At 71.8% G+C, this 22,057-nt stretch carries 24 protein-coding genes; 13 read left to right on the top strand and 11 right to left on the bottom strand.

Annotated elements, in window-relative coordinates; all coding sequences use genetic code 11:
- Positions 1 to 31: 31 nt before the first annotated feature.
- Positions 32 to 1,261, bottom strand: a complete 1,230-nt coding sequence (locus tag ACFVX6_RS18290) for an acyl-CoA dehydrogenase family protein (RefSeq protein WP_389692592.1) — start codon at positions 1,259 to 1,261, stop codon at positions 32 to 34.
- A 196-nt stretch (positions 1,262 to 1,457) separates the two neighbouring features.
- On the opposite strand from ACFVX6_RS18290, the gene ACFVX6_RS18285 reads away from it, so the two are divergent.
- Entirely contained in the window at positions 1,458 to 2,102 is a 645-nt protein-coding gene (locus ACFVX6_RS18285) for a TetR family transcriptional regulator (protein ID WP_389692590.1), read from the top strand.
- 168 nt (positions 2,103 to 2,270) lie between these two features.
- Here the strand turns inward: ACFVX6_RS18285 and def are convergent, their stop codons facing one another.
- Positions 2,271 to 2,834: a peptide deformylase gene (gene def, locus ACFVX6_RS18280; protein ID WP_389692588.1), complete on the bottom strand. Its 564-nt coding sequence runs from the start codon at positions 2,832 to 2,834 to the stop codon at positions 2,271 to 2,273.
- A 123-nt stretch (positions 2,835 to 2,957) separates the two neighbouring features.
- Between def and ACFVX6_RS18275 the strand changes: the two genes are divergently transcribed.
- The 6 genes from ACFVX6_RS18275 to ACFVX6_RS18250 all read left to right on the top strand — a co-directional run bounded on the left by ACFVX6_RS18275 (position 2,958) and on the right by ACFVX6_RS18250 (position 8,227).
- The gene (locus tag ACFVX6_RS18275) at positions 2,958 to 4,196 is read left to right on the top strand and encodes a MurT ligase domain-containing protein (RefSeq protein ID WP_266876101.1); all 1,239 of its coding nucleotides are present in this window, start codon (positions 2,958 to 2,960) and stop codon (positions 4,194 to 4,196) included.
- A 19-nt stretch (positions 4,197 to 4,215) separates the two neighbouring features.
- The gene (locus ACFVX6_RS18270) at positions 4,216 to 4,944 is read left to right on the top strand and encodes a type 1 glutamine amidotransferase (protein WP_250740166.1); all 729 of its coding nucleotides are present in this window, start codon (positions 4,216 to 4,218) and stop codon (positions 4,942 to 4,944) included.
- Between the two features lie 200 nt (positions 4,945 to 5,144).
- Complete coding sequence (locus ACFVX6_RS18265; protein ID WP_389692585.1) at positions 5,145 to 6,173, top strand: 6-phosphofructokinase; 1,029 nt, start codon at positions 5,145 to 5,147, stop codon at positions 6,171 to 6,173.
- Between the two features lie 132 nt (positions 6,174 to 6,305).
- A complete protein-coding gene (locus ACFVX6_RS18260; RefSeq protein ID WP_389692614.1) occupies positions 6,306 to 7,250 on the top strand; it encodes a cytochrome c oxidase assembly protein in 945 nt (314 codons plus the stop codon).
- A 32-nt stretch (positions 7,251 to 7,282) separates the two neighbouring features.
- The gene (locus tag ACFVX6_RS18255; RefSeq protein ID WP_250740168.1) at positions 7,283 to 7,441 is read left to right on the top strand and encodes a hypothetical protein; all 159 of its coding nucleotides are present in this window, start codon (positions 7,283 to 7,285) and stop codon (positions 7,439 to 7,441) included.
- Positions 7,442 to 7,516: 75 nt separating this feature from the next.
- The gene (locus ACFVX6_RS18250; protein ID WP_274547645.1) at positions 7,517 to 8,227 is read left to right on the top strand and encodes a 1-acyl-sn-glycerol-3-phosphate acyltransferase; all 711 of its coding nucleotides are present in this window, start codon (positions 7,517 to 7,519) and stop codon (positions 8,225 to 8,227) included.
- 52 nt (positions 8,228 to 8,279) lie between these two features.
- Here ACFVX6_RS18250 and ACFVX6_RS18245 read toward each other — a convergent pair whose 3' ends face one another.
- The 7 genes from ACFVX6_RS18245 to ACFVX6_RS18215 all read right to left on the bottom strand — a co-directional run bounded on the left by ACFVX6_RS18245 (position 8,280) and on the right by ACFVX6_RS18215 (position 14,807).
- Positions 8,280 to 9,968: an alpha/beta hydrolase gene (locus tag ACFVX6_RS18245; RefSeq protein WP_389692583.1), complete on the bottom strand. Its 1,689-nt coding sequence runs from the start codon at positions 9,966 to 9,968 to the stop codon at positions 8,280 to 8,282.
- A gap of 212 nt (positions 9,969 to 10,180) precedes the next feature.
- Positions 10,181 to 10,927, bottom strand: coding sequence for an urease accessory protein UreD (locus ACFVX6_RS18240; protein WP_389692612.1), 747 nt, complete (start codon positions 10,925 to 10,927; stop codon positions 10,181 to 10,183).
- 80 nt (positions 10,928 to 11,007) lie between these two features.
- Complete coding sequence (ureG, locus tag ACFVX6_RS18235; protein WP_389692581.1) at positions 11,008 to 11,712, bottom strand: urease accessory protein UreG; 705 nt, start codon at positions 11,710 to 11,712, stop codon at positions 11,008 to 11,010.
- 62 nt (positions 11,713 to 11,774) lie between these two features.
- Entirely contained in the window at positions 11,775 to 12,449 is a 675-nt protein-coding gene (locus tag ACFVX6_RS18230) for an urease accessory protein UreF (RefSeq protein ID WP_389692579.1), read from the bottom strand.
- Between the two features lie 15 nt (positions 12,450 to 12,464).
- Complete coding sequence (locus tag ACFVX6_RS18225) at positions 12,465 to 14,186, bottom strand: urease subunit alpha (protein WP_389692577.1); 1,722 nt, start codon at positions 14,184 to 14,186, stop codon at positions 12,465 to 12,467.
- Positions 14,179 to 14,490 carry an urease subunit beta gene (locus ACFVX6_RS18220; protein WP_389692575.1) on the bottom strand — a complete coding sequence of 104 codons (312 nt, stop codon included), beginning with the start codon at positions 14,488 to 14,490 and terminating at the stop codon, positions 14,179 to 14,181. Before ACFVX6_RS18220 ends, ACFVX6_RS18225 begins: the two co-directional genes overlap by 8 nt.
- A gap of 14 nt (positions 14,491 to 14,504) precedes the next feature.
- Positions 14,505 to 14,807: an urease subunit gamma gene (locus tag ACFVX6_RS18215; RefSeq protein WP_389692573.1), complete on the bottom strand. Its 303-nt coding sequence runs from the start codon at positions 14,805 to 14,807 to the stop codon at positions 14,505 to 14,507.
- Positions 14,808 to 15,111: 304 nt separating this feature from the next.
- Here ACFVX6_RS18215 and ACFVX6_RS18210 point away from each other — a divergent pair, with 304 nt between their 5' ends.
- Positions 15,112 to 15,501 (top strand): VOC family protein, encoded by a 390-nt coding sequence (locus ACFVX6_RS18210; protein WP_389692571.1) that lies wholly within the window; start codon positions 15,112 to 15,114, stop codon positions 15,499 to 15,501.
- 54 nt (positions 15,502 to 15,555) lie between these two features.
- Here the strand turns inward: ACFVX6_RS18210 and ACFVX6_RS18205 are convergent, their stop codons facing one another.
- Positions 15,556 to 16,008, bottom strand: a complete 453-nt coding sequence (locus ACFVX6_RS18205) for an ATP-binding protein (RefSeq protein WP_389692569.1) — start codon at positions 16,006 to 16,008, stop codon at positions 15,556 to 15,558.
- A 197-nt stretch (positions 16,009 to 16,205) separates the two neighbouring features.
- On the opposite strand from ACFVX6_RS18205, the gene ACFVX6_RS18200 reads away from it, so the two are divergent.
- Both ACFVX6_RS18200 and ACFVX6_RS18195 read left to right on the top strand, forming a co-directional pair.
- Positions 16,206 to 17,093: a helix-turn-helix domain-containing protein gene (locus ACFVX6_RS18200; protein ID WP_389692567.1), complete on the top strand. Its 888-nt coding sequence runs from the start codon at positions 16,206 to 16,208 to the stop codon at positions 17,091 to 17,093.
- 12 nt (positions 17,094 to 17,105) lie between these two features.
- Positions 17,106 to 17,327 carry a DUF397 domain-containing protein gene (locus tag ACFVX6_RS18195; protein ID WP_389692565.1) on the top strand — a complete coding sequence of 74 codons (222 nt, stop codon included), beginning with the start codon at positions 17,106 to 17,108 and terminating at the stop codon, positions 17,325 to 17,327.
- Positions 17,328 to 17,416: 89 nt separating this feature from the next.
- Here the strand turns inward: ACFVX6_RS18195 and ACFVX6_RS18190 are convergent, their stop codons facing one another.
- Entirely contained in the window at positions 17,417 to 18,592 is a 1,176-nt protein-coding gene (locus ACFVX6_RS18190) for an 8-amino-7-oxononanoate synthase (RefSeq protein WP_389692563.1), read from the bottom strand.
- 157 nt (positions 18,593 to 18,749) lie between these two features.
- Here ACFVX6_RS18190 and bioB point away from each other — a divergent pair, with 157 nt between their 5' ends.
- The 3 genes from bioB to bioD are packed head-to-tail and all read left to right on the top strand — an operon-like array spanning position 18,750 to position 22,036.
- Positions 18,750 to 20,018 (top strand): biotin synthase BioB, encoded by a 1,269-nt coding sequence (bioB, locus tag ACFVX6_RS18185; RefSeq protein WP_389692561.1) that lies wholly within the window; start codon positions 18,750 to 18,752, stop codon positions 20,016 to 20,018.
- On the top strand, positions 20,011 to 21,333 hold the full coding sequence (locus ACFVX6_RS18180; RefSeq protein WP_389692559.1) for an adenosylmethionine--8-amino-7-oxononanoate transaminase: 1,323 nt from the start codon (positions 20,011 to 20,013) through the stop codon (positions 21,331 to 21,333). The genes bioB and ACFVX6_RS18180 overlap by 8 nt, the downstream gene beginning before the upstream one ends.
- 1 nt (position 21,334) lies before the next feature.
- Positions 21,335 to 22,036, top strand: coding sequence for a dethiobiotin synthase (bioD, locus tag ACFVX6_RS18175; RefSeq protein ID WP_389692557.1), 702 nt, complete (start codon positions 21,335 to 21,337; stop codon positions 22,034 to 22,036).
- The last annotated feature ends 21 nt before the right edge of the window (positions 22,037 to 22,057 follow it).

The raw sequence follows: 22,057 nt of genomic DNA, 5'->3' as shown, positions 1-22,057 counted from the left end.
CCCCGGGCCCCTTCGCCGTCCGAGCCGCGCGCTAGCGGATCGGCATGCCCGAGAGCGTGCGGGCGATCACCAGCCGCTGGATCTCGCTCGTTCCCTCGAAGATCGTGTAGATCGCGCTGTCGCGGTGCATGCGCTCCACCGGGTACTCGCGGGTGAAGCCGTTGCCGCCGAGGATCTGGACCGCCTGGGCGGTGACCTTCTTGGCCGTCTCGCTCGCGAACAGCTTGGACATCGAACCCTCGGCCGAGGTGAAGGGCTTGCCCGCGACCGCCATCCAGGAGGCCCGCCACACCAGCAGCCGGGCCGCGTCGATGGAGGTCCGCATGTCCGCGAGCTGGAAGGCGACGCCCTGGTTGTCGATGATGGGCCGGCCGAACTGCGTACGGGTCTTCGCGTAGTCCAGCGCCACCTCGTACGCGGCGCGCGCCGTCCCGACCGCCATGGCGCCGACGGCGGGGCGGGAGGCCTCGAAGGTGGCCATGGCCGCGTTCTTCACGCGCTCCCCGCCACCCGCCTTGGCCCGCTCGTGCGCCCGCGCGAGCCGCTCGTCCAGCTTCTCCTTGCCGCCGAGCAGGCAGGAACCGGGGATCCGTACGTCCTCCAGCACCACCTCGGCGGTGTGCGAGGCGCGGATGCCGTGCTTCTTGAACTTCTGCCCCTGAGAGAGGCCCGGGGTGTTCGGCGGCACGATGAAGGAGGCGTGCCCCTTGGTCCCCAGCTCCGGGTCGACGACCGCCACCACGATGTGGACGTTGGCGATGCCGCCGTTGGTCGCCCAGGTCTTGGTGCCGTTGAGCACCCACTCGTCGGCGGCCTGGTCGTATACGGCGCGGGTGCGCATCGCGCCCACGTCGGAGCCGGCGTCGGGCTCGGAGGAGCAGAAGGCGGCGACCTTCACGTCGTCGGGGGTGCCGTACATCTGCGGGATCCAGGTGCCGATCTGCTCCTCGGTGCCGTTGGCGACGACGCCGATGGCGGCGAGTCCGGTGCCGACGATCGACAGCGCGATGCCCGCGTCGCCCCAGAAGAGCTCCTCCATCGCCATCGGGATGCCGAGGCCCGTGGGGTCGAAGAACTGCTGGGCGTAGAAGTCGAGGGAGTAGATGCCGACCTTGGCGGCCTCCTGGATGACGGGCCACGGAGTCTCTTCGCGCTCGTCCCATTCCGCGGCCGCGGGGCGGATCACGTCGGCGGCGAAGCCGTGGATCCAGTCCCGCACCTGCTTCTGGTCGTCGTTCAGCTCCATGGTGAACTCCGCCATGTCCCCTCCAGCTTTCGTCTCGCCCTGCCCCACAAGTGGTTACCAACGGTAACCCCTACGTCGACTCCAGTCTGTTACCGGCCGGTAAGCACTGTCAAGCAGCAGCGATGACGGACCGCCGATGAGATCACCAGGGTGTGCGGGGTGTTACGTTGCGTGGGCCTCAGGACATCGCAAGGGCGGGGAGTGACACGGCATGGAGACCACACGGCAGTCCGGCGAGCCGGGAGCGGGCGAGCGCCGGCGGCGGGAGCTGCTGGAGGCCGCCGACCGGGTCGTCCTCAGGGACGGCCCCAAGGCGTCCATGAACGCCATCGCGGCGGAGGCGGGGATCACCAAGCCCATCCTCTACCGCCACTTCGGCGACAAGGCCGGCCTCTACCAGGCCCTGGCCGTCCGGCACACGGACGCCCTGCTCGACTCGCTGCGCGCGGCCCTCGACGCCCCCGCCGAACGGCGCAGCCGGGTGGAGGCCACCCTCGACACCTATCTCGCCGCGATCGAGGCACGCCCCCAGGTCTACCGCTTCCTCATGCACCCGGCCGAGGATTCCCAGACCCCGGAGCGCGGCTTCGACGTCGGCCTGCACTCGGCCCCGCTGCTGCGCCGCCTCGGGGAGGAACTGGCCCAGGTGATCGGCGAACGCGTGGACCTCGGCCCCGGCGGCGAACGCCTGGCCCGGGTCTGGGGCCACGGCATCGTCGGCATGATGCACGCGGCGGGCGACTGGTGGCTCGGCGAACGCCCCTGCGCACGCACGGAACTCGTCAGCGCCCTCACCGACCTCCTCTGGGGCCGCCTGGCCACAGCCGGCAACCGAGCGGACGGCCCGGGGTTCTAAACCCCGCTGCACCCATGCGGATCCGCCGGGCCACATCGGCCTCGGCTGCATTTGAGGCGCGGGTCCGGGCAGAGCCCGGCACTCGGCGGAGCCGGGGCCAATCCAGCCCCCCGGCGTTTGAGGCGCGGGGGTCCGGGGCGGAGCCCCGGGGGCCCCGCCCCGCCGGGCTCACTCCCCCAGCGCCCGGAGCCCCGCGAGACCCCAGTCCGTCTTCCGGATGGCCCGCCGCAGGCGCCGCGCCCGCAGCCCCGTCACGCGGTCCGCGTACACCGCCCCCGCAAGGTGATCGCACTCGTGCTGCAGGCACCGCGCAAAGAACCCGGTCCCGGAGATCCGCACGGCCGCGCCGTCCGACGTGACGCCCTCCACCACCGCGCTGTCGTAGCGGAGCGTCCCCGCCTCCAGCCCCGGCAGGGACAGACACCCCTCGGGTCCCAGGAACTCGTCCCCGTCGGCGGACACCAGGCGCGGGTTGACGATGTGCCCGACGTGGCGGACGTCCTCGTCGTCGGGGCAGTCGTACACGAACACCCGCTGCCCGACGCCGATCTGGTTCGCGGCGAGGCCGACGCCCTGGGCGGCGTACATCGTGGCGAACATGTCCTCGATGAGCCGGTCGAGGGTCGGGCCGAACTCGGCGACCTCCGCGCAAGCGGAATGAAGCACCGGGTCGCCCAGGAGGCTCATGGTGCGGACGATGCCGGAGGTACCGGGGAGGGGGCGCTGTCGCATGGCCGTAAGGGTACGACGGGCGACTATATGAGGAGATCTTCCGCAGACCGGGGGCGCCGCGGTCGGGGCGCGGGCAGGTCATGGATAGGCTGGGGGCGACCGACGCAAGGAGGACAAGGGACGATGGCAGGCAACACAGAGCCGCTTTCGCCGCGGGCCAAGCTGGCCGTGACGGCGGGCAAGGCCGCGGCGGCGGTGTCGCGGGCCGCGGGACGCGGAAGCGGATCGGTGATCGGAGGCAAGGTCGCGCTCAAGCTCGACCCCGATCTCCTCGGCGCGCTGGCGCAGCATCTCGACGTCGTCCTCGTCTCGGCGACGAACGGCAAGACCACGACGACCCGGCTCATCGCGGAGGCCCTGCGGGCCAGCGGTCCGGTCGTCTCCAATGCGCTGGGCGCGAACATGCCCGCGGGCATCACCTCCGCCCTGGCGGGCGGCTCGGACGCCCGTTACGGCGTCATCGAGGTGGACGAGAAGTACCTGGCCGGAGTGGCCCGGGACGTCACCCCCAAGGTGATCGCCCTGCTGAACCTCTCCCGCGACCAGCTGGACCGCGCCGCCGAGACCCGCATGCTCGCGGAGAAGTGGCGCGAGGGCCTCTCGGGTTCCAAGGCGGTCGTCGTCGCGAACGCGGACGACCCGCTCATCGTGTGGGCGGCCTCCTCCTCGCAGAACGTGGTGTGGGTCGCGGCCGGCCAGGAGTGGAAGGACGACGCCTGGTCGTGCCCCTCCTGCGGTGGCGTCATGCAACGTCCGGGCGACGACTGGTTCTGCGGCGAGTGCGGTTTTCGGCGTCCCACCCCGAGCTGGGTGCTCTCCGGTGACCACGTGCTCGACCCGCACGGCAGCGCCTGGCCGATCAGCCTCCAGCTCCCGGGCCGCGCCAACAAGGCCAACGCGGCCACCTCGGCCGCCGTGGCAGCCGTCTTCGGCGTTCCGCCGCAGGTGGCGCTGGAGCGGATGTACCAGGTGCAGGCCGTCGCCGGACGCTACGACGTGGTGAGCTTCCAGGGGCGCGAACTGCGGCTGCTGCTCGCGAAGAACCCGGCCGGCTGGCTGGAGACCTTCTCCCTCATCGACCCGCCGCCGACCCCGGTGATCCTGTCGGTCAACGCGCGCGGCGCGGACGGTACCGACACCTCGTGGCTGTGGGACGTGGACTACCCGCGCCTGGCCGGCCACCCCATCTTCGTGATCGGCGACCGCAAGCTGGACCTCGCGGTCCGCCTCGAAGTCGCCGGCCTGGACTTCCGGGTGTGCGAGACCCTCGACGAGGCCGTGCAGCTGGCGCCGCCCGGACAGATCGAGCTGATCGCCAACTACACCGCCTTCCAGGACGTGCGCCGCCGCGTCGGCAACTAGTACCCATAAGGACAAGAGCATGAGCGACAACAGCCTGCGTCTGGTGTGGGTCTACCCCGACCTGCTCAGCACGTACGGAGACCAGGGCAACGCCCTGGTCGTCGAGCGCCGGGCCCGCCGGCGCGGCCTGGACGTGCAGCGCGTGGACGTGCGCAGCGACCAGCCGATCCCGACCTCGGGCGACATCTACCTGATCGGCGGCGGTGAGGACCGCCCGCAGCGGCTGGCCGCCGAGCGGCTGCTGCGCGACGGCGGTCTGGAGCGCGCCGTCTCGAACGGGGCGATCGTCTTCTCCGTCTGCGCCGGTTACCAGATCCTGGGGCAGGAGTTCGTCAACGACGTCGGCCAGCGCCAGGAGGGCCTCGGCCTGCTGGACGTGGTGACCGTGCGCGGCGAGGGCGAGCGGTGCGTCGGCGACGTGCTGGGCGACATCGACCCCCGGCTCGGGTTGCCGCAGCTGACCGGCTTCGAGAACCACCAGGGCGTCACGCACCTCGGCCCGACGGCCAAGCCCTTCGCGCGGGTCACGATGGGCCGCGGCAACGGCACCGGAGACGGCACCGAAGGCGCGTACAACGACACGGTGTTCGGCACCTATATGCACGGTCCCGTGCTGGCGCGCAACCCGCAGATCGCGGACCTGCTGCTGAAGCTGGCCCTCGACGTGAACGCGCTGCCGCCCATCGACGACCGTTGGTACGAGGCGCTGCGCGCCGAGCGGATCGCGGCTGCCACGCAGCCCGCGTAGCCGCAGCGGCACCACCGGCAACCGGCGTTCGGCCCGGATTCCCCTCGGGGTGTCCGGGCCGACGTGTTTTCGTACGACTGATCTGACCAGCATGTGGAGGATGGTTCAGTCCACCCTCGATCCGCTTGTAGGGTGCTGGGTAGTTCCAACCGGACGACGTGGTCCGGTCGTCGGCCCACGTTGCAAAGGTCCTCCCTGCCATGCGCATTGGTGTGCTCACTTCCGGAGGCGACTGCCCCGGGCTCAATGCCGTCATCCGCTCCGTCGTGCACCGCGCCGTCGTCGACCACGGGGACGAGGTCATCGGTTTCCACGACGGCTGGCGCGGCCTGCTGGAGTGCGACTACCGCAAGCTCGACCTGGACGCCGTGAGCGGCATCCTGGCCCGTGGCGGAACGATTCTGGGCTCCTCCCGGGTCCAGCCCGCCCATCTGCGCGACGGCGTGGAGCGGGCCCGCGGCCACGTCGCCGATCTCGGCCTGGACGCCATCATCCCGATCGGCGGCGAGGGCACCCTGAAGGCCGCGAACCTGCTCTCGCAGGGCGGTCTGCCCATCGTCGGCGTCCCGAAGACGATCGACAACGACATCGCCTCCACCGACGTGACCTTCGGCTTCGACACCGCCGTCGGCGTCGCCACCGAGGCGCTGGACCGCCTGAAGACCACCGCCGAGTCCCACCAGCGCGTGATGGTCGTGGAGGTCATGGGCCGCCACACCGGCTGGATCGCCCTGCACTCGGGCATGGCGGCCGGCGCGCACGCCATCGTCGTACCGGAGCGCCCCTTCGACATCGAGGAGCTGACGACGATCGTCGGCGAACGCTTCGAGCAGGGCAAGCGCTTCGCGATCGTCGTGGTGGCCGAGGGCGCCAAGCCCGCCGAAGGCAGCTCGATGGCCCTGGAGAGCGGCGGCACCGACATGTACGGGCACGAGCGGTTCGCCGGCATCGGCAACCGCCTCGCCGTCGAGCTGGAGGACCGTCTCGGCAAGGAGGCCCGGCCGGTCATCCTGGGCCACGTCCAGCGCGGCGGCACGCCCACGGCGTACGACCGCGTCCTGGCGACCCGCTTCGGCTGGCACGCGGTGGAGGCGGCCCACCGGGGCGAGTTCGGGATGCTCACGGCGCTGCGCGGCACGGACATCGTCATGGTCCCCCTCGACGAGGCCGTGCAGACGCTGAAGACGGTCCCCTCCGAGCGGTACGCCGAGGCGCAGAACGTTCTGTGATCTTTCCCCCTTTCCGCGCGTCACTCCCGTAATGGCCGCCCCCGGACGATTCCCGTCCGGGGGCGGCATTACTGTGGTGGGGCACCACGGGTCAAGGGAGTGAAGAGATTGAGTTACCTCGCGCACGGCACCATGGACATGCACGACATGCACATGGACCTGCCGCCCTTCACCCTCGGGCGCGGGCTGGAGTTCTCCTTCGACGCCTTCTTCCTGATCGGCTCGCTCCTCGGCCTCGCGCTGTACGGGTGGGGCGTGGTGCGGCTGCGCCGACGCGGGGACGCCTGGCCGGTCGGCCGGACGGTCGCCTTCGTCATCGGCGTGCTGAGCGTGGCCCTGGTGATGTGCACCAAGCTGAACGACTACGGCATGGTCATGTTCAGCGTGCACATGGTCCAGCACATGGTGATCAGCATGCTCAGCCCGATCCTGCTGCTGCTGGGCGCGCCCGTGACGCTGGCGCTGCGCGCGCTGGCGCCGGCGGCCCGCGGCCGCAAGGGGCCGCGCGAGCTGCTGCTGATGCTCCTGCACAGCCGGTACATGAAGGTGATCACCCACCCGGTGTTCACCATCCCGATGTTCATCGCCAGCCTCTACGGCCTGTACTTCACCCCGCTCTTCGACTTCCTGATGGGGTCGAAGACCGGTCACATCGCGATGATGGTGCACTTCCTCGCCGTCGGCCTCGTCTTCTTCTGGCCGATCATGGGCGTGGACCCGGGCCCGCACCGCCCCGGCTACGTGATGCGGATGCTGGAGCTGTTCGCCGGAATGCCCTTCCACGCCTTCTTCGGCATCGCGCTGATGATGGCCAGTGAGCCGATGATCAAGACCTACGCGAACCCGCCGGCCTCCCTGGGCATCGACCCCCTGCTCGACCAGCAGTGGGGCGGCGGCATCGCCTGGGCCTTCAGCGAGGTCCCCTCGGTGCTGGTGCTGATCGCGCTGGTCTACCAGTGGTACCACTCGGAACAGCGGGCGGCGAAGCGCTCCGACCGGTCCGAGGACCGCAACGGCGACCAGGAGCTGGCGGCCTACAACTCGTATCTCGCCTCGCTCCAAGCGCGTGGCCAGTAGCGCGGGACCACCTTCAGGCGCCACCATGGGGCATGACCGGATCCGTGAAGGCGATGGCAGTGATGACCTTCGCCTCTCTGGTGGCGATCGCCACGTATTCCGTGGCCCTCGGAAGCAACGGCTGGCTGTGGTTCGGCTGGGTCGTGCTGGGGCTGCTCACCGCGGGCATGGCTGCTTCGGGCGGTACCTGAGCCACGCCCCCTCCGTCCCCGCGCTGACCGTCCGTAGGATGTCCGTGACCACGGGACGTCGACGGGAGCCGCTTGGTGTTCTACCACTTGCTCAAGCACGTGATCCTGGGGCCGCTGCTGCGGCTCCTGTTCCGGCCCCGCATCGAAGGACTGGAGAACATTCCGGAGGACGGGGCCGCGATCATCGCGGGCAACCACCTCTCCTTCTCCGACCACTTCCTGATGCCCGCGATCCTCAAGCGGCGCATCACCTTCCTCGCGAAGGCCGAGTACTTCACCGGACCCGGAGTGAAGGGACGGCTCACGGCCGCCTTCTTCCGCAGCGCCGGCCAGATCCCGGTGGACCGCTCCGGCAAGGACGCCGGTCAGGCGGCGCTCCGCGAGGGGCTCGGGGTGCTGTCCAAGGGCGAGCTGCTCGGCATCTACCCGGAGGGGACCCGCTCGCACGACGGCCGGCTGTACAAGGGCAAGGTCGGTGTCGCAGCGATGGCGCTGGGCGCCGCGGTGCCCGTCGTCCCGTGCGCGATGGTCGGGACCTTCGAGATCCAGCCGCCCGGGCAGAAGATCCCCAAGATCCGCCGGGTCACGATCCGCTTCGGCCGGCCGCTGGACTTCTCCCGGTACGAGGGGATGGAGGGCGAGCGGGCCGTGCTGCGGGCCATCACCGACGAGATCATGTACGAGGTCCTCGCCCTGTCCGGCCAGGAGTACGTGGACCGGTACGCCGCCGAGGTCAAGGCGGAGGAGGAGGAAGCACGGAAGAAGGCCCGGCGCAGGACGCGCTGAGCCTTCTCCCGTGTGGTGCTGTGCCGTGCGGGGCCCTGCCCGCACGGTCCGACTAGCGGATGGCCGGGAGCTCCTCGATCGCCTGCTTGTCGGCGGCCGGGGCCGGGGCGACCAGCTTGGCGGAGACGGGGGCCGGGGCCACCGGAGTGGCGTGCGGACCGCACGTCACGTTCTGGGCATCGACCTTGCCGGTGAGCAGGTAGGTGTCGACCCGGGTGTTGATGCAGGGGTTCACCAGGTTGGTGACACCGTGCGAGCCGGCGTTCTGCTCGGTGATCAGACGCGAGCCGGCGAGCCGCTTGTGCAGGGAGACCCCGCCCTTGTACGGCGTGGCGGCGTCCCGCTCGGACTGGACGACCAGCACCGGCGGCAGGCCGCGGTGGGCGCCGACCCCGACCTCGATCGCGTTGTGCTGCTTGGACTTCCAGGTCGCGCAGGGCAGGTTCATCCACGCGTTGGCCCAGGTCATGAAGGGGTACTGGGCGTGCAGCTTGGTGTTGTCCCGGTCCCACTTGGACCAGCTGGTGGGCCACTTGGCGTCGGCGCACTCCACGGCGGTGTAGACCGCGTTGCCGTTCTCCGCCGAGGCGTTGCCCTGGATGTCGCTCATGTCGGGGGCGATGGCGTCGATCAGCGCCTGCTCGTCCCCGGCCTCGTACGCGGCCCAGGTCTGGGCGACGGGCACCCAGGAGGAGTCGTAGTACGGGGCGCTCTGGAAGAAGCCGATGAGCTCCGCCGGGCCGACGATCCCGCCGAGCGGGTTGGCCTTGGCCTTGGCGCGCAGCTTCAGCCACTTGGCCTCGACCTCGGCGCGGGTGGTGCCGAGGTGGAAGGAGGCGTCGTTCTTGGCGACCCAGTCCTCCCAGTCGTTCCAGCGCATCTGGAAGGCGACGTCCTGGCCGAGGTTGGCCTCGTACCAGATGTTGTCACGGGACGGGTCCACCACGCTGTCGACGATCATGCGGCGCACGTGCGTCGGGAACAGGGTGGCGTACACGCCGCCGATGTAGGTGCCGTAGGAGACGCCGAGGAAGTTCAGCTTCTTCTCGCCGAGGGCGGCTCGGATGACGTCCAGGTCACGCGCGACGTTCGGCGTGGTCATGAACGGCAGCATCTCGCCGCTGCGCTCCTTGCAGCCGTCCGCGTACTCTTCGGCGAGCTTGCGCTGGGCGTCCTTGTCGGCCTTGCTGTCCGGCACCGGGTCGGCCTTGGGGGCCTTGACGTACTCCTGCGGGTCGATGCAGGAGATCGGCGCGGAGTGGCCGACGCCGCGCGGGTCGAAGCCCACAAAGTCGTACGCCTTGGCGGTGTTCACCCACAGCGGGCTGTTGGTGGTGGTGCGGCGGGGGAAGCGCATGCCGGAGCCGCCGGGGCCGCCCGGGTTGTAGATGAGCGCGCCCTGGCGCTCTTCCTTGGTGCCGGTGCTGACGGCGCGGTCGACCGCGAGCTCGATCGTCTTGCCGAAGGGCTTGCTGTAGTCGAGCGGGACCTTCACATAGCCGCACTGGATGGGCGCCGCGAAGCCCCAGTCGGGCGGGCAGTCCTTCCAGTCGATCCCGGCGCGTGCCGCGCGGGCGGCGGCGATCTGGGTGCCGAAGGCCTCGGCGACCCCGTTGTCACGGCCCGACGGGCCGGACGGGAAGGCCTGGGTGGCCGACGCGGACGGGGCGAGCAGCAGGCTCGCCGCCAGCGTGCCGGTGATCAGAGTGGCGGCGCTCCCCAGCGCCGCGTTGCGTATCACGTGGTTGTTCCCCCTGCGTCATCTGCCGCCTTGGGCGGCGTGGTTCGTGCCGGTGTGGATGTGCGTCGGCATGTGCAGGGGATACTTCCGCCTGACCAGGAGCGGGCGACAGAGCGCGGGGCGGTTCTTTGCCAACCCGATATCCGGAAATGCGTGTACCGCTGAGCGGTGTCGGGTTCGTCCCGAGTTTGGAGGTCTTCGGCCGCCGGGGTTCACCAACCGTAGGCGGCGCAGGCGGAGTCGAGCAGTTCGCGGAGCCGCAGGGCGTCCGGGGCCAGGGCCGTGACCAGGACGGCGGGTCCCGCCAGCGGGGTGAGCGCCGCGAACTCCCCCAGCATCCCGGCCTGCGGCGGGGCCTTGGCGAACTCCGGATCCACCACCAGCAGCTGGCCCAGCGCCCGGTGGCCCGCGAGTCCCGCCGGACCGTCCCAGCCGCCGGGCGCGCCGGGCCCGCAGGCCAGCTCCTGGTCCAGCAGCGGCTTCCCGTCCCGGGTCACGGTGAGCCGGGCGCGCAGCAGGCCCGGAGCCTCCCCGGTGCGGCCGAGCACCTGCTCCTCGCGCAGCAGGAGCCGGGCGGTGGGGGCCAGTTCGGCGCGGGTGCGGACCCGCAGGTCGCTGCCGCGCACCGAGACGAGGGGCTCCGGGAGCCAGCGCACCGCCGCCCCGTCCTCGAGCCGGAGCCGTACGTCGTACCGCGCGGGTTCCCCGTGCCGGCCGGGCAGCGCCAGGGTGGCAGCCGCGGAGCGGAGCACCAGCCGGGCGCCCAGTCCGGCGGTGGCCTCGATCCTGAGGTGGTCGCCGCCCAGGGGGGCGCTCATGGCGCCGACCAGCATGACGCCCGCCTCGCCGGGCCCGCCCCGGGTGCGGCGCAGGGCGAGCGGCCCCTCCCCGGCCAGCAGCGGCAGGGCGGTGGAGCCCCGCCCGTCGGCGGCGGCGCCGATCCGGGCGGTGGCGCGCAGCCCGGCCGGAGCGGGGGCCGGGGGGCGGGCGGGGGCCGCGCCGGTCGGTACGGGGAGCGCCTCGGGGACAGCGGTGGGGCTCACCGGGCGGTCCAGGCGGCGATCCGCTCCCGCACCCAGGCGGCCACCGGCGCCACTCCTTCCTCGCCGCGCAAGGACTGGAAGGCGACGGGCAGTTCGCCGCGCTGCTCGGCGGCGTCGCGGGCCATCCGGCCGAGGTCCGAGCCCACGTGGGGGGCGAGGTCGGTCTTGTTGACGACGAGCAGGTCGGCGGTGGTGACGCCGGGGCCGCCCTTGCGCGGGATGTCGTCGCCGCCGGCCACGTCGATGACGAAGATCTGGGCGTCGACGAGGCCCCGGGAGAAGGTGGCGGTGAGGTTGTCCCCGCCGGACTCGACGAGGATCAGGTCGAGCCGTCCGAGCCCGTGGAAGGCCTCCTCCAGTTCCTCCACGGCCTCCAGGTTGGCGGAGATGTCGTCGCGGATGGCGGTGTGCGGGCACGCGCCGGTCTCCACGGCGCTGATCCGCTCGGGCGGCAGGACGGCTTCGCGGAGCAGGAACTCCGCGTCCTCGCGGGTGTAGATGTCGTTGGTGACCACGGCCATGGACAGTTCCGCGCGCAGGGCCCGGCAGAGGGCGGCGACGGTGGCGGTCTTGCCGGAGCCGACCGGCCCGCCGAGGCCGATGCGCAGGGCCCGGCGGGTCCCGTCGGCCCGCAGCGGCTCGGCGCTGTGGGTGTGGCGGTGCGGGAAGGACCCGCCGCCGAGGGAGGAGTCGAGGTGCATGGGGGGCTCCTTGAGCTGAAGCAGGGGGATGCGGGGTGGGGCGGCGCGGGGTGCTGAACGGATCAGGAGGCGAACAGCCGTACCGGCCAGTCGGCATGGGCCTGCGCCGCGATGTCCAGCAGCGGCGAGGAGGCCGCGGGCAGGGTGTGCGTACCGTCGGTGCGGGCCCGCAGCGCGGCCCGCTCCGCCTGCCGGGACACGGAGTCCAGTTCGGGGGCGAGCCCGGCCAGGACCCGGCTCGCCTCGAAGGGGTCCAGGCCGAGCAGCCGTACGGTGGCGGTGGCCGGCCCGCTCACGCTCTCGTACGCCGCCACGTGCGCGGCGTCGAGCGGCCCGAGCCCCGCCGACCGGGCCGTGACGCCGAGCACCACGGGCTGGTGCGCCCCGCGCGGGAATGCGGCGGCCAGCGCGACCAGTTCCGGGCCGGGCCAGGTAGCGCGGGCGGCCCGCATCAGCTGGCGTCCGAGCCGCCGCCCGGCAGCGCGCAGGGCGGGCGAGGGCGTCCGTGCGTCGGCGGCTTCGTCGAGGGCGGCCGGGTCGATCCCGAGGGCGGCCGCCGCGGCGAGGCCGGCCGCGACGAGCCCGGCGGTGTGCAGCCGGCCCCGGCAGAACTCCGCCAGGGTGTCGGCGTCGTGGATCCGGCCCGCCTTGCAGGCGGCCTCGGCCCCGCCGGAGTGGGCGTGCCCTCCGGCGGGGAAGCGGCCGTCCGCGAGGACGAGCAGAGTGGCGAGGCTCATCGGAAGGCCCCGCTCTCAGAAGAGGAAATAGCGTTGGGCCATGGGGAGTTCCGCCGCCGGAGCCGGTTCCACCACCTCGCCGTCGATGGTGACGGTGAAGGTGTCGGCGTCGACTTCCACCCTCGGCATGGCGTCGTTGTTGCGCATGTCCGCCTTGGTCACCTTGCGGGTGCTTTCGATGGCGACGAACTCCTTGCCGAGCCCGAGCCGTTCGGGCAGTCCGTCGTCGAGGGCCGCCTGGGCGGTGAAGTTCACCGAGTTGAGCCCGGGGGCCCGCCCGTACGCGCCGAACATCGGGCGCGGCAGGACCGGCTGCGGGGTCGGGATGGAGGCGTTGGCATCGCCCATCTGCGCGTAGGCGATCTGGCCCCCCTTGATGACCAGTTCGGGCTTGACCCCGAAGAAGGCGGGCTTCCACAGCACCAGGTCGGCGAGTTTGCCGGTCTCGACGGAGCCGATCTCGCGGGCCAGGCCCTGGGCGACGGCAGGGTTGATCGTGTACTTGGCGACGTAGCGCCGGGCCCGGTGGTTGTCGGCGGGGCCGTCGCCGGGAAGGGAGCCGCGCCGCTTCTTCATCACGTGGGCGGTCTGCCAGGTGCGCAGGATCACCTCGCCGACGCGGCCCATGGCCTGGGAGTCGGAGGAGATGATCGAGATGGCTCCGAGGTCGTGCAGGACGTCCTCGGCGGCGATGGTGGAGGGCCGGATCCGGGACTCGGCGAAGGCCAGGTCCTCGGGGACGGCGGGGTTGAGGTGGTGGCAGACCATCAGCATGTCGAGGTGTTCCTCGACGGTGTTGACGGTGTGCGGCCGGGTCGGATTCGTGGAACTGGGCAGGATGTTCGGCTCGGAGACCACGGTGATGATGTCGGGGGCGTGCCCGCCGCCGGCGCCTTCGGTGTGGTACGAGTGGATGGTCCGTCCGCCGATGGCGGCGAGGGTGTCGGCGACGAACCCGGCCTCGTTGAGGGTGTCGGTGTGGATGGCGGCCTGGGCGCCGGTCTCCTCGCAGACGGTGAGGCAGGCGTCGATGACGGCGGGGGTGGATCCCCAGTCCTCGTGGAGCTTGAAGCCGAGGGCTCCGCCGCGCAGCTGGGAGTACATGCCCTCGCGGGACATGGTGTTGCCCTTGCCGAGCAGGCCGATGTTGACGGGGTGGGCCTCGAGCGCGGCGAACATCCGGGCCAGGTGCCAGGGTCCGGGGGTGACGGTGGTGGCCTTGGTGCCCTCCGCCGGGCCGGTGCCGCCGCCGACGAGGGTGGTGATGCCGGAGGCGAGGGCCTCTTCGATCACGGTCGGCGAGATGAAGTGCACGTGGGCGTCGACGGCGCCGGCGGTGAGGATCTTCCCGTTGCCGGCGATGATCTCGGTCTCGGGGCCGATCACCAGCGCGCGGTCGACGCCGTCCATGGTGTCGGGGTTGCCCGCCTTGCCGATGCCGCAGATCCGGCCGTCGCGGATGCCCACGTCGGCCTTGACGATGCCCCAGTGGTCGAGGATCACCACTCCGGTGATGACGGTGTCGGCGGCCCCTTCGGCGCGGGTGGTGCGAGCCTGGCCCATGGATTCGCGGATGACCTTGCCGCCGCCGAAGACGGCCTCGTCGCCGGCCCGGCCGGGGCCGCCGCCGAGGTCCTGCTCGATCTCGACGAAGAGGTCGGTGTCGGCGAGGCGGATGCGGTCGCCCGTGGTGGGCCCGAAGAGGTCGGCGTAGACCTGGCGCGATATCTCAGCCATCGAGCGGCCCTCCGGTCTCCCCGCGCAGCCCGGGCACGGTGCGCAGCCCGGCCAGCGGCACGAGGGCCACGGCGACCGGGATGCCCGGCTCGAAGCGGACCGCGGTGCCGGCGGCGATGTCGAGGCGCAGTCCACGGGCAGCCGTGCGGTCGAACTCGAGGCCGGGGTTGGCCTCGGCGAAGTGGTAGTGCGAGCCGACCTGGACGGGCCGGTCGGCGGCGTTGAGCACGGTGAGTCGGGTGACGGGCCGGCCTTCGTTGAGGCGCACCGGGCCGTCCCCGTAGGCGATTTCGCCGGGGATCATGCGGGTACTCGCTCTCAGACGATGGGGTCGTGGACGGTGACGAGCTTGGTGCCGTCCGGGAAGGTCGCCTCGACCTGGACGTCGTGGATCATCTCGGGTATCCCCTCCATGACCTCCTCCCGGGAGAGCACGGTCCGCCCGGAGGCCATCAGCTCGGCCACCGTCCGCCCGTCGCGGGCCCCTTCGAGAATGTGTGCGGTGATCAGGGCTATCACCTCGGGATGGTTGAGGAGCACGCCCCGCGCCTTGCGTTTCTCGGCCACGTCGGCGGCCACGTGGATGAGCAGTCTCTCCTGCTCGTGGGGGGTCAGCTGCACAGCAATCACCAAGCTTCCGGGACATGATCAACATCGCGCCGAGCCGACCCTATGGGCCGTCAACACTTTGTTGACCTGCGCATATCCGAGCCAAGCGTGTCTTGCCCAACACAGGGAAAGGCTTTCCGTCCCGCCCACCACCGCTTTGCCGGCGCATGGGTGACCATTGACGGAAGGAACGTGGCCGCCACGCTAGGGGCCGCGTTTTTCCGCTGAGTTAATCCACGTTTCGAGCAGGTACCCGGTTCAACTCCGGGCATCGCACAGCCCGGTTCCGTATACGGAGCCGCCCACGAGGAGCAGCATGTTCGTCAACCCCGTCCGCCACATCACCTTCGACGCGCAGGAGCCGTACAAGCTCGCACAGTTCTGGTCCGCCGTGACCGGTTTCCCCATCCACCCCGACGACCAGCCGGATGACGACGAGATCCTGCTGGATCCGGGTCAGCCGGGCGTGCCCGGGGTCCTCTTCGTCCGGGTGCCCGAGGGGAAGTCCGCCAAGAACCGGGTCCACTTGGACATCCAGCCCGTGACCGGGACCCGCGACGAGAACGTCGAGCGGCTCATAGGCCTCGGCGCGAAGCTGCAGGCCGACCACCGCCGGGAGGGCGGCATGGGCTGGGTCACGCTGACCGACCCCGAGGGCAACGAACTGTGCATCGAGCGCAGCGTGTCGGAGCGCGCCGAGGCCTGAGAGCGCCGGAGCCCGAGGGCACCGGAGCCTGAGGGCACCGGAGCCCGACCGGCCTCAACAGCCGGTGCGCGTCCTCGCCGGAGCGCCGGCAGCCGTCCAGGGCAGGGCGATCCACACGGTCTTGCCGCCGTCCTCGGTCGGGTTGACCGAGAGCCGGCCGCCCGCCTCCGCGGCGAGCCAGCGGATGATGACCATCCCCCGGCCGTTGTCCTGTTGGACGGCGGCCGGGAGCCGCTTGGGCCAGCGCGGGTGGCTGTCGGTGACCCCGATGCGGAGCCACTCCTCGCGCTCCAGGCGGATGTCCACGGTGAAGGTCGGCGACTGGCCGAAGGTGTGCTGCACGGAGTTGGTGGCCAGTTCCGAGACGATGAGCCGGATGCTGTCGGCGACTTCGGTCCCCTCGGACAGTCCCCACTCGCTCAGTACCTCCGCGACGTAGCGGCGGGCGGCCGCGACCGAGGCGGGATCGCTCGGCAGAGTGACGGATGCTTCCTGGTGATCTGCCATGGCGACGGTCCCTTTCCCACCGGGGCGAAGCCGTCCCGGATCTGTGCTGGACGCCAGAGTGCCACCCATCGTCCCGTCGCTTCCGCCGATTCCTCAAGATATGCATATATCTGTCGCTCAATGCGGTGAACCCTGCTACGGAAGAGCGTATTCGGAGGGCAGACTGGTGCGAACTGTGCCGGTGGAAGGAGGCGGATGTGCAGCACGGTCCCGCAGTACGCCGGCGCAAGCTCGGCGAGGAACTCCGTGCCCTTCGCGACCGGTCCGGACTCACCAGCGGTGAGGCGGCCCGGCTCGCGGGATGGCACCAGTCGAAGATCAGCCGCATCGAGACGGGGCGCAGCGGCGTCAAGGTGGAGGACATCCGGCTGCTGCTCGACGTCTACGGACAGGACGTCGTGAGCGCACAGCAGCGCGCCCTGCTGGAAGCCCTCTCGGCCTCGGCGGCGGGCCCTGCACCGGACGAGGACACCGGGCGCGGGCGCCAGTGGTGGCACGACTACCGGGGGCTGCTGCCGCAGGAGTACCGGGACTTCATCAGCCTGGAGGCGGGTGCCCGGTCGGCCCGCACCGTCGAACTGTCGGTCGTGCCCGGACTGCTGCAGACCCCGGAGTACGCGCGCGCCGTGACCCGGGCCGCGCTGGGCGGGCTGCCGGAGCCGAAGGTGGAGGCGCTGGTCGACGTACGGCTGGCGCGTCAGTCCGTGCTGCGGGCGGATCCGCCGCTGGAGCTGAGCGCCGTCCTGGACGAGGCGGTGCTGCGGCGCGCGATCGGCGGGGCGGGGGTGATGGAGGAACAGCTGAGGCACCTGGTGGAGGTGGCGCGTTTGCCCCAAGTGCGGCTTCAGGTACTGCCGTTCAGCGTGGGGGGACATCTCGGCCTGACCGGACCGTTCGTCATCTTCTCATTTCCGAACATCGCCGATCTGGATGTGGTGGTACTCGACCATTTGACGAGTAGCCTCTATCTGGAGCGGAAGGAAGACCTTGAGGCGTACAGCGCCGCGTTCCGCACCATCCAGGCGCACGCCCTCCCGCCCCGCGATTCGTCGGATCTCATCAGCGCCCTCGCTGACGACGCGTAAGGAGGCACCTCCGTGTCCGCAACCCCCTTACCCACAGGCGGACTTCTGAACAGCGCGCGGTGGCGGCGAAGCAGCCGCAGCACCGGAATGAACAACTGCGTGGAAACGGCCGTCCTCGGTGGCGGCCTGCACGCCGTCCGCGACTCCAAGCGGGCGGACGGCCCGGCCGTACTCTTCACCGGGCCGGCCTGGCACGGCTTCCTCGTCTCCGTTCGTGCGGATCTCGGGACGTAGGAATGCAGGACGTGGCCGTGCAGGACCCCGGAACGCAGCACGCAGGAACGCAGCACGCAGGAACGCGGGAGCGCCCGTAACGGCTCCGTTCAGCGGTCCGTGGCTCCGGCCGGAGCGGTCCCCAGGATCGTCTCCACCGCACGGCTGATCTCGTCCCCCGTGAGATCCGCCCGCGCGGTCAGTCGCAGCCGGGAGATGCCGTCCGGTACCGACGGCGGCCGGAAGCACCCCACGGACAGACCTGCCTCGCGGCAGTCGGCGGCCCAGCGCAGTGCCGCCGAAGCCGACGGGGCCCGTACCGACACCACGGCCGCGTCCGGCCGGGCCGCGGTCAGGCCGGACGCGGTGAGCCGCCCGTACAGTTCGGCGGCCACCGCGCGGGCGCGGTCCGCGCGCTCCGGTTCCCGCTGGAGCAGCCGCAGGGCGGCCAGTGCGGCGCCCGTCGCGGCCGGGGCCAGTCCGGTGTCGAAGATGAAGGTCCGCGCCGTGTTGACCAGGTGCCGGATCACCTTGGCCGGGCCGAGCACCGCACCGCCCTGGCTGCCCAGGGACTTCGAGAGGGTCAGCGTCGCGACCACCCCGGGAGCCCCCGCGAGCCCGGCGGCGTGCAACGCTCCGCGGCCGCCCTCGCCCAGGACCCCGAGGCCGTGCGCATCGTCCACGAGCAGGGCCGCACCCTCCGCCCGGCAGGCCTCGGCGTGGGCCGCCAGCGGGGCGGCGTCCCCGTCGACCGAGAACACCGAGTCGGTGACCAGCAGCGCCCGCCCCTGGTGGGCGGCGAGCGTCTTGCGGGCGGCGTCCGGGTCGGAGTGCGGGACGACGGCGGTGTCGGCGCGCGACAGCCGGCAGCCGTCCACGATCGAGGCGTGGTTGCCCGCGTCCGAGGCCACCAGGGTGCCGCGGTCGCTGAGCGCGGTGACGGCGGCCAGGTTGGCCGCGTACCCGGAGGAGAGGACCAGCGCCGCCTCGAACCCGCAGAAGGCGGCGAGCTCCCGCTCCAGCTCGGCGTGGAGTTCGGTGGTGCCGGTGACGAGGCGCGATCCGGTGGCCCCCGCGCCCCAGCGCTCGGCGGCCTCGCGCGCGCCCCGTACGGTCTCCGGGTGCCGGGACAGCCCGAGGTAGTCGTTGCTCGCGAGGTCGAGGAGCGGGGAGTGCGCCGGACGCGGACGCAGCGTCCGGACGAGTCCGGCCTGCTCCCTGGCCCGCTCCGCGTCGTCGATCCAGGAGAAGACGTCCACGGGGGCGGGGGTGTGCTGGTGCGGCATCGACGGTCCTCGAGTTTTTGTCGGCAGTCCACAGACCTGCCCGACCCTAACCGCCCGTGACCCCTGCGTCAGGTGTGGCGATACACACACTCTCTTCCGGCCATGTTGTTCGATCTCTCCTTGGCCGGGAGTGCCCGTGTGGGACAGGATCGGCATCATGGACCTGCTGAACACCCTCGTGGACAAGGGGCTGCGGCGTGAGCTGCCGACCCGCGAAGAGGCACTCGCCGTGCTGGCGACCTCTGACGACGAACTGCTCGACGTGGTGGCCGCGGCCGGCAAGGTGCGCCGACAGTGGTTCGGACGCCGGGTCAAGCTGAACTACCTGGTCAACCTGAAGTCGGGGCTCTGCCCCGAGGACTGCTCGTACTGTTCCCAGCGGCTGGGATCCAAGGCCGAGATCCTCAAGTACACGTGGCTGAAGCCCGAGGAGGCCTCCCAGGCCGCGGCCGCCGGCGTCGCCGGCGGGGCGAAGCGGGTGTGCCTGGTGGCGAGCGGCCGCGGTCCGACGGACCGCGACGTGGACCGTGTCGGCAAGACGATCGAGGCCATCAAGGAGCAGAACGAGGGCATCGAGGTGTGCGCCTGCCTCGGCCTGCTGTCGGACGGCCAGGCCGAGCGCCTGAAGGACTCGGGCGCGGATGCCTACAACCACAACCTCAACACCTCCGAGGCCACGTACGGCCAGATCACCAAGACCCACACCTACGCGGACCGGGTCGACACGGTGCAGAAGGCGCACGCCGCCGGCCTGTCGGCCTGCTCGGGCCTGATCGCGGGCATGGGCGAGAGCGACGAGGACCTCGTCGACGTCGTCTACGCGCTGCGCGAGCTCGACAGCGACTCGGTGCCGGTCAACTTCCTGATCCCCTTCGAGGGAACCCCGCTGGCCAAGGAGTGGAACCTCACCCCGCAGCGCGCCCTGCGCATCCTCGCGATGGTCCGTTTCGTCTGTCCCGACGTCGAGGTCCGGATCGCGGGCGGCCGCGAGGTGCACCTGCGCACCATGCAGCCGCTGGCACTGCACGTGGCGAACTCGATCTTCCTGGGCGACTACCTGACCAGCGAGGGACAGGCCGGGCAGGCCGACCTCGACATGATCGCGGACGCCGGTTTCGAGGTGGAGGGCGCCGGTACGACGACCCTGCCCGCGCACCGCTCCGAGGTCGCGGCGGCCACCGGGGGCTGCGGCTCGCAGGGCTCCGGTGCCTCCGTCTGCGGCTCCTCCGCCTCGGCGGACGAGGCCGGCTGCGGCTCGGCGTGCGGCGGCTGCTCGGGGCACTCCGGGCACGAGGCCTCCGTAGCGACTGCGACGGCTGCGGCGGACGGCCCCGTACCGGCCCAGGCCGAGGCGGGCGAGGTCCGGTCCGGTCTGGTGGCGGTGCGCCGCCGCGGTGCGGGAACGGATCTCGCTCCCAATGCCTGATCAGCACCACTCGCCCGACGCGCTGCCGGCCGCCGAACTGCTCGCGCTGGACCGGCAGCACGTCTGGCACCCGTACGGCCCGATGCCCGGGCGGCAGGAGCCGCTCGTCGTCGCCTCCGCCTCGGGGGTCCGCCTCCGGCTGGCCGAGCCGTCACAGGGGCACGACGAGCTGGTCGACGGCATGTCCTCCTGGTGGTCGGCGATCCACGGGTACAACCACCCGGCGCTGAACGAGGCGGTCACCGGCCAGCTCGGCCGGATGTCCCACGTGATGTTCGGCGGGCTCACCCACGAACCCGCCGTCCGACTGGCCGCGAAGCTCGTCGAGCTCACCCCGGCCGGCCTGGAGCACGTCTTCCTCGCCGACTCGGGATCCGTCTCGGTCGAGGTCGCGGTGAAGATGTGCCTGCAGTACTGGCGTTCGGTGGGGCGCCCCGAGAAGAGCCGCCTGCTCACCTGGCGGGGCGGCTACCACGGGGACACCTGGCAGCCGATGGCCGTCTGCGATCCCGAGGGCGGCATGCACGAGCTGTGGTCGGGCATCCTCCCGCGCCAGCTCTTCGCGGACGCCCCGCCGAGCGGGTTCTCCGCTCCGGTGGACGAGTCCTACGTCGCCCACCTGCGCTCCCTGTTCTCCGCGCACCGGGACGAGCTGGCGGCCGTGATCGTGGAGCCGGTGGTCCAGGGTGCGGGCGGCATGCGCTTCCACAACCCGGGCTACCTCCGGGTGCTGCGGGAGCTGTGCGACGAGTTCGGCGTGCTGCTGATCCTGGACGAGATCGCCACGGGCTTCGGCCGCACGGGCGCGCTGTTCGCGGCCGACCACGCCGGGATCACCCCGGACGTGATGTGCCTGGGCAAGGCGCTGACCGGCGGTTACCTCACCCTCGCGGCCACGCTGTGCACGGAGCGGGTCGCGGACGGCATCTCGCAGGGCGAGGTACCGGTCCTGGCCCACGGGCCGACCTTCATGGGCAACCCGCTGGCCACCTCGGTGGCACTGGCCTCCATCGACCTGCTGCTGGGGCAGGACTGGCAGGGCGAGGTCAAGCGCATCGAGGCGGGCCTGCTGGAGGGCCTGGCCCCGGCCGCGGACCTGCCGGGCGTCCGGGAGGTACGGGTCCTCGGCGCGATCGGCGTCATCCAGCTCGACCACCCGGCCGACATGGCCCGCGCCACTGCGGCGGCGGTCCGGGAGGGCGTCTGGCTGCGCCCGTTCCGGGACCTGATCTACACGATGCCGCCGTTCGTGACGGCCGACGCCGACGTGGCCCGCATCTGCCGGGCCGTCATCGCGGCCGCGAAGGAGGCCTGACATGGCGGTACTGATGGTCTCGGGGACGGGAACCGAGATCGGCAAGACGGTCGTCACCTCGGCCGTCGCGGCGGCCGCGCTCGCGGCGGGCCTCTCGGTGGCCGTACTGAAGCCGGCCCAGACGGGCGTCGGCCCGGACGAGCCCGGAGACGCGGCGGAGGTCGGCCGGCTGGCCGGCTCCGCCGTCACCGCGGTGGAGCTGGCCCGCTATCCGGAGCCGTTGGCCCCGGACACGGCGGCCCGGCGCTCGGGTCTCCCGACGGTCTCCCCGGAGCGGATCGCCGAGGCGGCCCGCGAGCTCGCCCTCTCCCACGACCTGGTCCTGGTCGAGGGCGCGGGCGGCCTCCTGGTCCGCTTCGACGAGTCCGGCCACACCCTGGCGGACGCGGCCCGCCTGCTCGGCGCCCCGGTGCTGATCGTGGCTCCGGCGGGCCTCGGCACCCTCAACTCCACCGCCCTCACGGCCGAAGCCCTCCGGTCCCGCGGTCTGGGCTCCCCGGGCGTGGTGATCGGCAGCTGGCCCGCCGAACCCGACCTGGCGTCCCGCTGCAACCTGGCCGACCTGCCCTCGGTCTCCGCACTCCCCCTCCTGGGCATGGTCCCGGCCGGCGCGGGCACCCTCCCCCCGGCGGCCTTCCGCACCTCGGCGCCCGCCTGGCTCGCCGCCTCCCTCCACGGCACCTGGTCGGCGCCCTCCGACTGAACCCGCCTCCGCGGGCGGGAG

It is taken from the genome of Streptomyces sp. NPDC058289, assembly GCF_042880975.1.
GTDB classification, from domain to species: Bacteria; Actinomycetota; Actinomycetes; order Streptomycetales; family Streptomycetaceae; genus Streptomyces; species Streptomyces stoeckheimensis.
This window is presented reverse-complemented; position numbering and strand designations above follow the sequence as displayed.

Bases quoted from the DNA above. Each gene is read 5' to 3' on its own strand.
- ACFVX6_RS18275 (WP_266876101.1), top strand. From the start codon at position 2,958: ATGGCAGGCAACACAGAGCCGCTTTCGCCGCGGGCCAAGCTGGCCGTG.
- bioD (WP_389692557.1), top strand. From the start codon at position 21,335: ATGGCGGTACTGATGGTCTCGGGGACGGGAACCGAGATCGGCAAGACG.
- ureG (WP_389692581.1), bottom strand. From the start codon at position 11,712: ATGCACCTCGACTCCTCCCTCGGCGGCGGGTCCTTCCCGCACCGCCAC.
- ACFVX6_RS18230 (WP_389692579.1), bottom strand. From the start codon at position 12,449: ATGAGCCTCGCCACTCTGCTCGTCCTCGCGGACGGCCGCTTCCCCGCC.
- ACFVX6_RS18205 (WP_389692569.1), bottom strand. From the start codon at position 16,008: ATGGCAGATCACCAGGAAGCATCCGTCACTCTGCCGAGCGATCCCGCC.
- ACFVX6_RS18265 (WP_389692585.1), top strand. From the start codon at position 5,145: ATGCGCATTGGTGTGCTCACTTCCGGAGGCGACTGCCCCGGGCTCAAT.
- ACFVX6_RS18255 (WP_250740168.1), top strand. From the start codon at position 7,283: ATGACCGGATCCGTGAAGGCGATGGCAGTGATGACCTTCGCCTCTCTG.
- ACFVX6_RS18260 (WP_389692614.1), top strand. From the start codon at position 6,306: ATGGACATGCACGACATGCACATGGACCTGCCGCCCTTCACCCTCGGG.
- ACFVX6_RS18210 (WP_389692571.1), top strand. From the start codon at position 15,112: ATGTTCGTCAACCCCGTCCGCCACATCACCTTCGACGCGCAGGAGCCG.
- ACFVX6_RS18285 (WP_389692590.1), top strand. From the start codon at position 1,458: ATGGAGACCACACGGCAGTCCGGCGAGCCGGGAGCGGGCGAGCGCCGG.
- ACFVX6_RS18270 (WP_250740166.1), top strand. From the start codon at position 4,216: ATGAGCGACAACAGCCTGCGTCTGGTGTGGGTCTACCCCGACCTGCTC.
- ACFVX6_RS18190 (WP_389692563.1), bottom strand. From the start codon at position 18,592: ATGCCGCACCAGCACACCCCCGCCCCCGTGGACGTCTTCTCCTGGATC.
- ACFVX6_RS18290 (WP_389692592.1), bottom strand. From the start codon at position 1,261: ATGGCGGAGTTCACCATGGAGCTGAACGACGACCAGAAGCAGGTGCGG.
- ACFVX6_RS18180 (WP_389692559.1), top strand. From the start codon at position 20,011: ATGCCTGATCAGCACCACTCGCCCGACGCGCTGCCGGCCGCCGAACTG.
- ACFVX6_RS18225 (WP_389692577.1), bottom strand. From the start codon at position 14,186: ATGGCTGAGATATCGCGCCAGGTCTACGCCGACCTCTTCGGGCCCACC.
- ACFVX6_RS18220 (WP_389692575.1), bottom strand. From the start codon at position 14,490: ATGATCCCCGGCGAAATCGCCTACGGGGACGGCCCGGTGCGCCTCAAC.
- def (WP_389692588.1), bottom strand. From the start codon at position 2,834: ATGCGACAGCGCCCCCTCCCCGGTACCTCCGGCATCGTCCGCACCATG.
- bioB (WP_389692561.1), top strand. From the start codon at position 18,750: ATGGACCTGCTGAACACCCTCGTGGACAAGGGGCTGCGGCGTGAGCTG.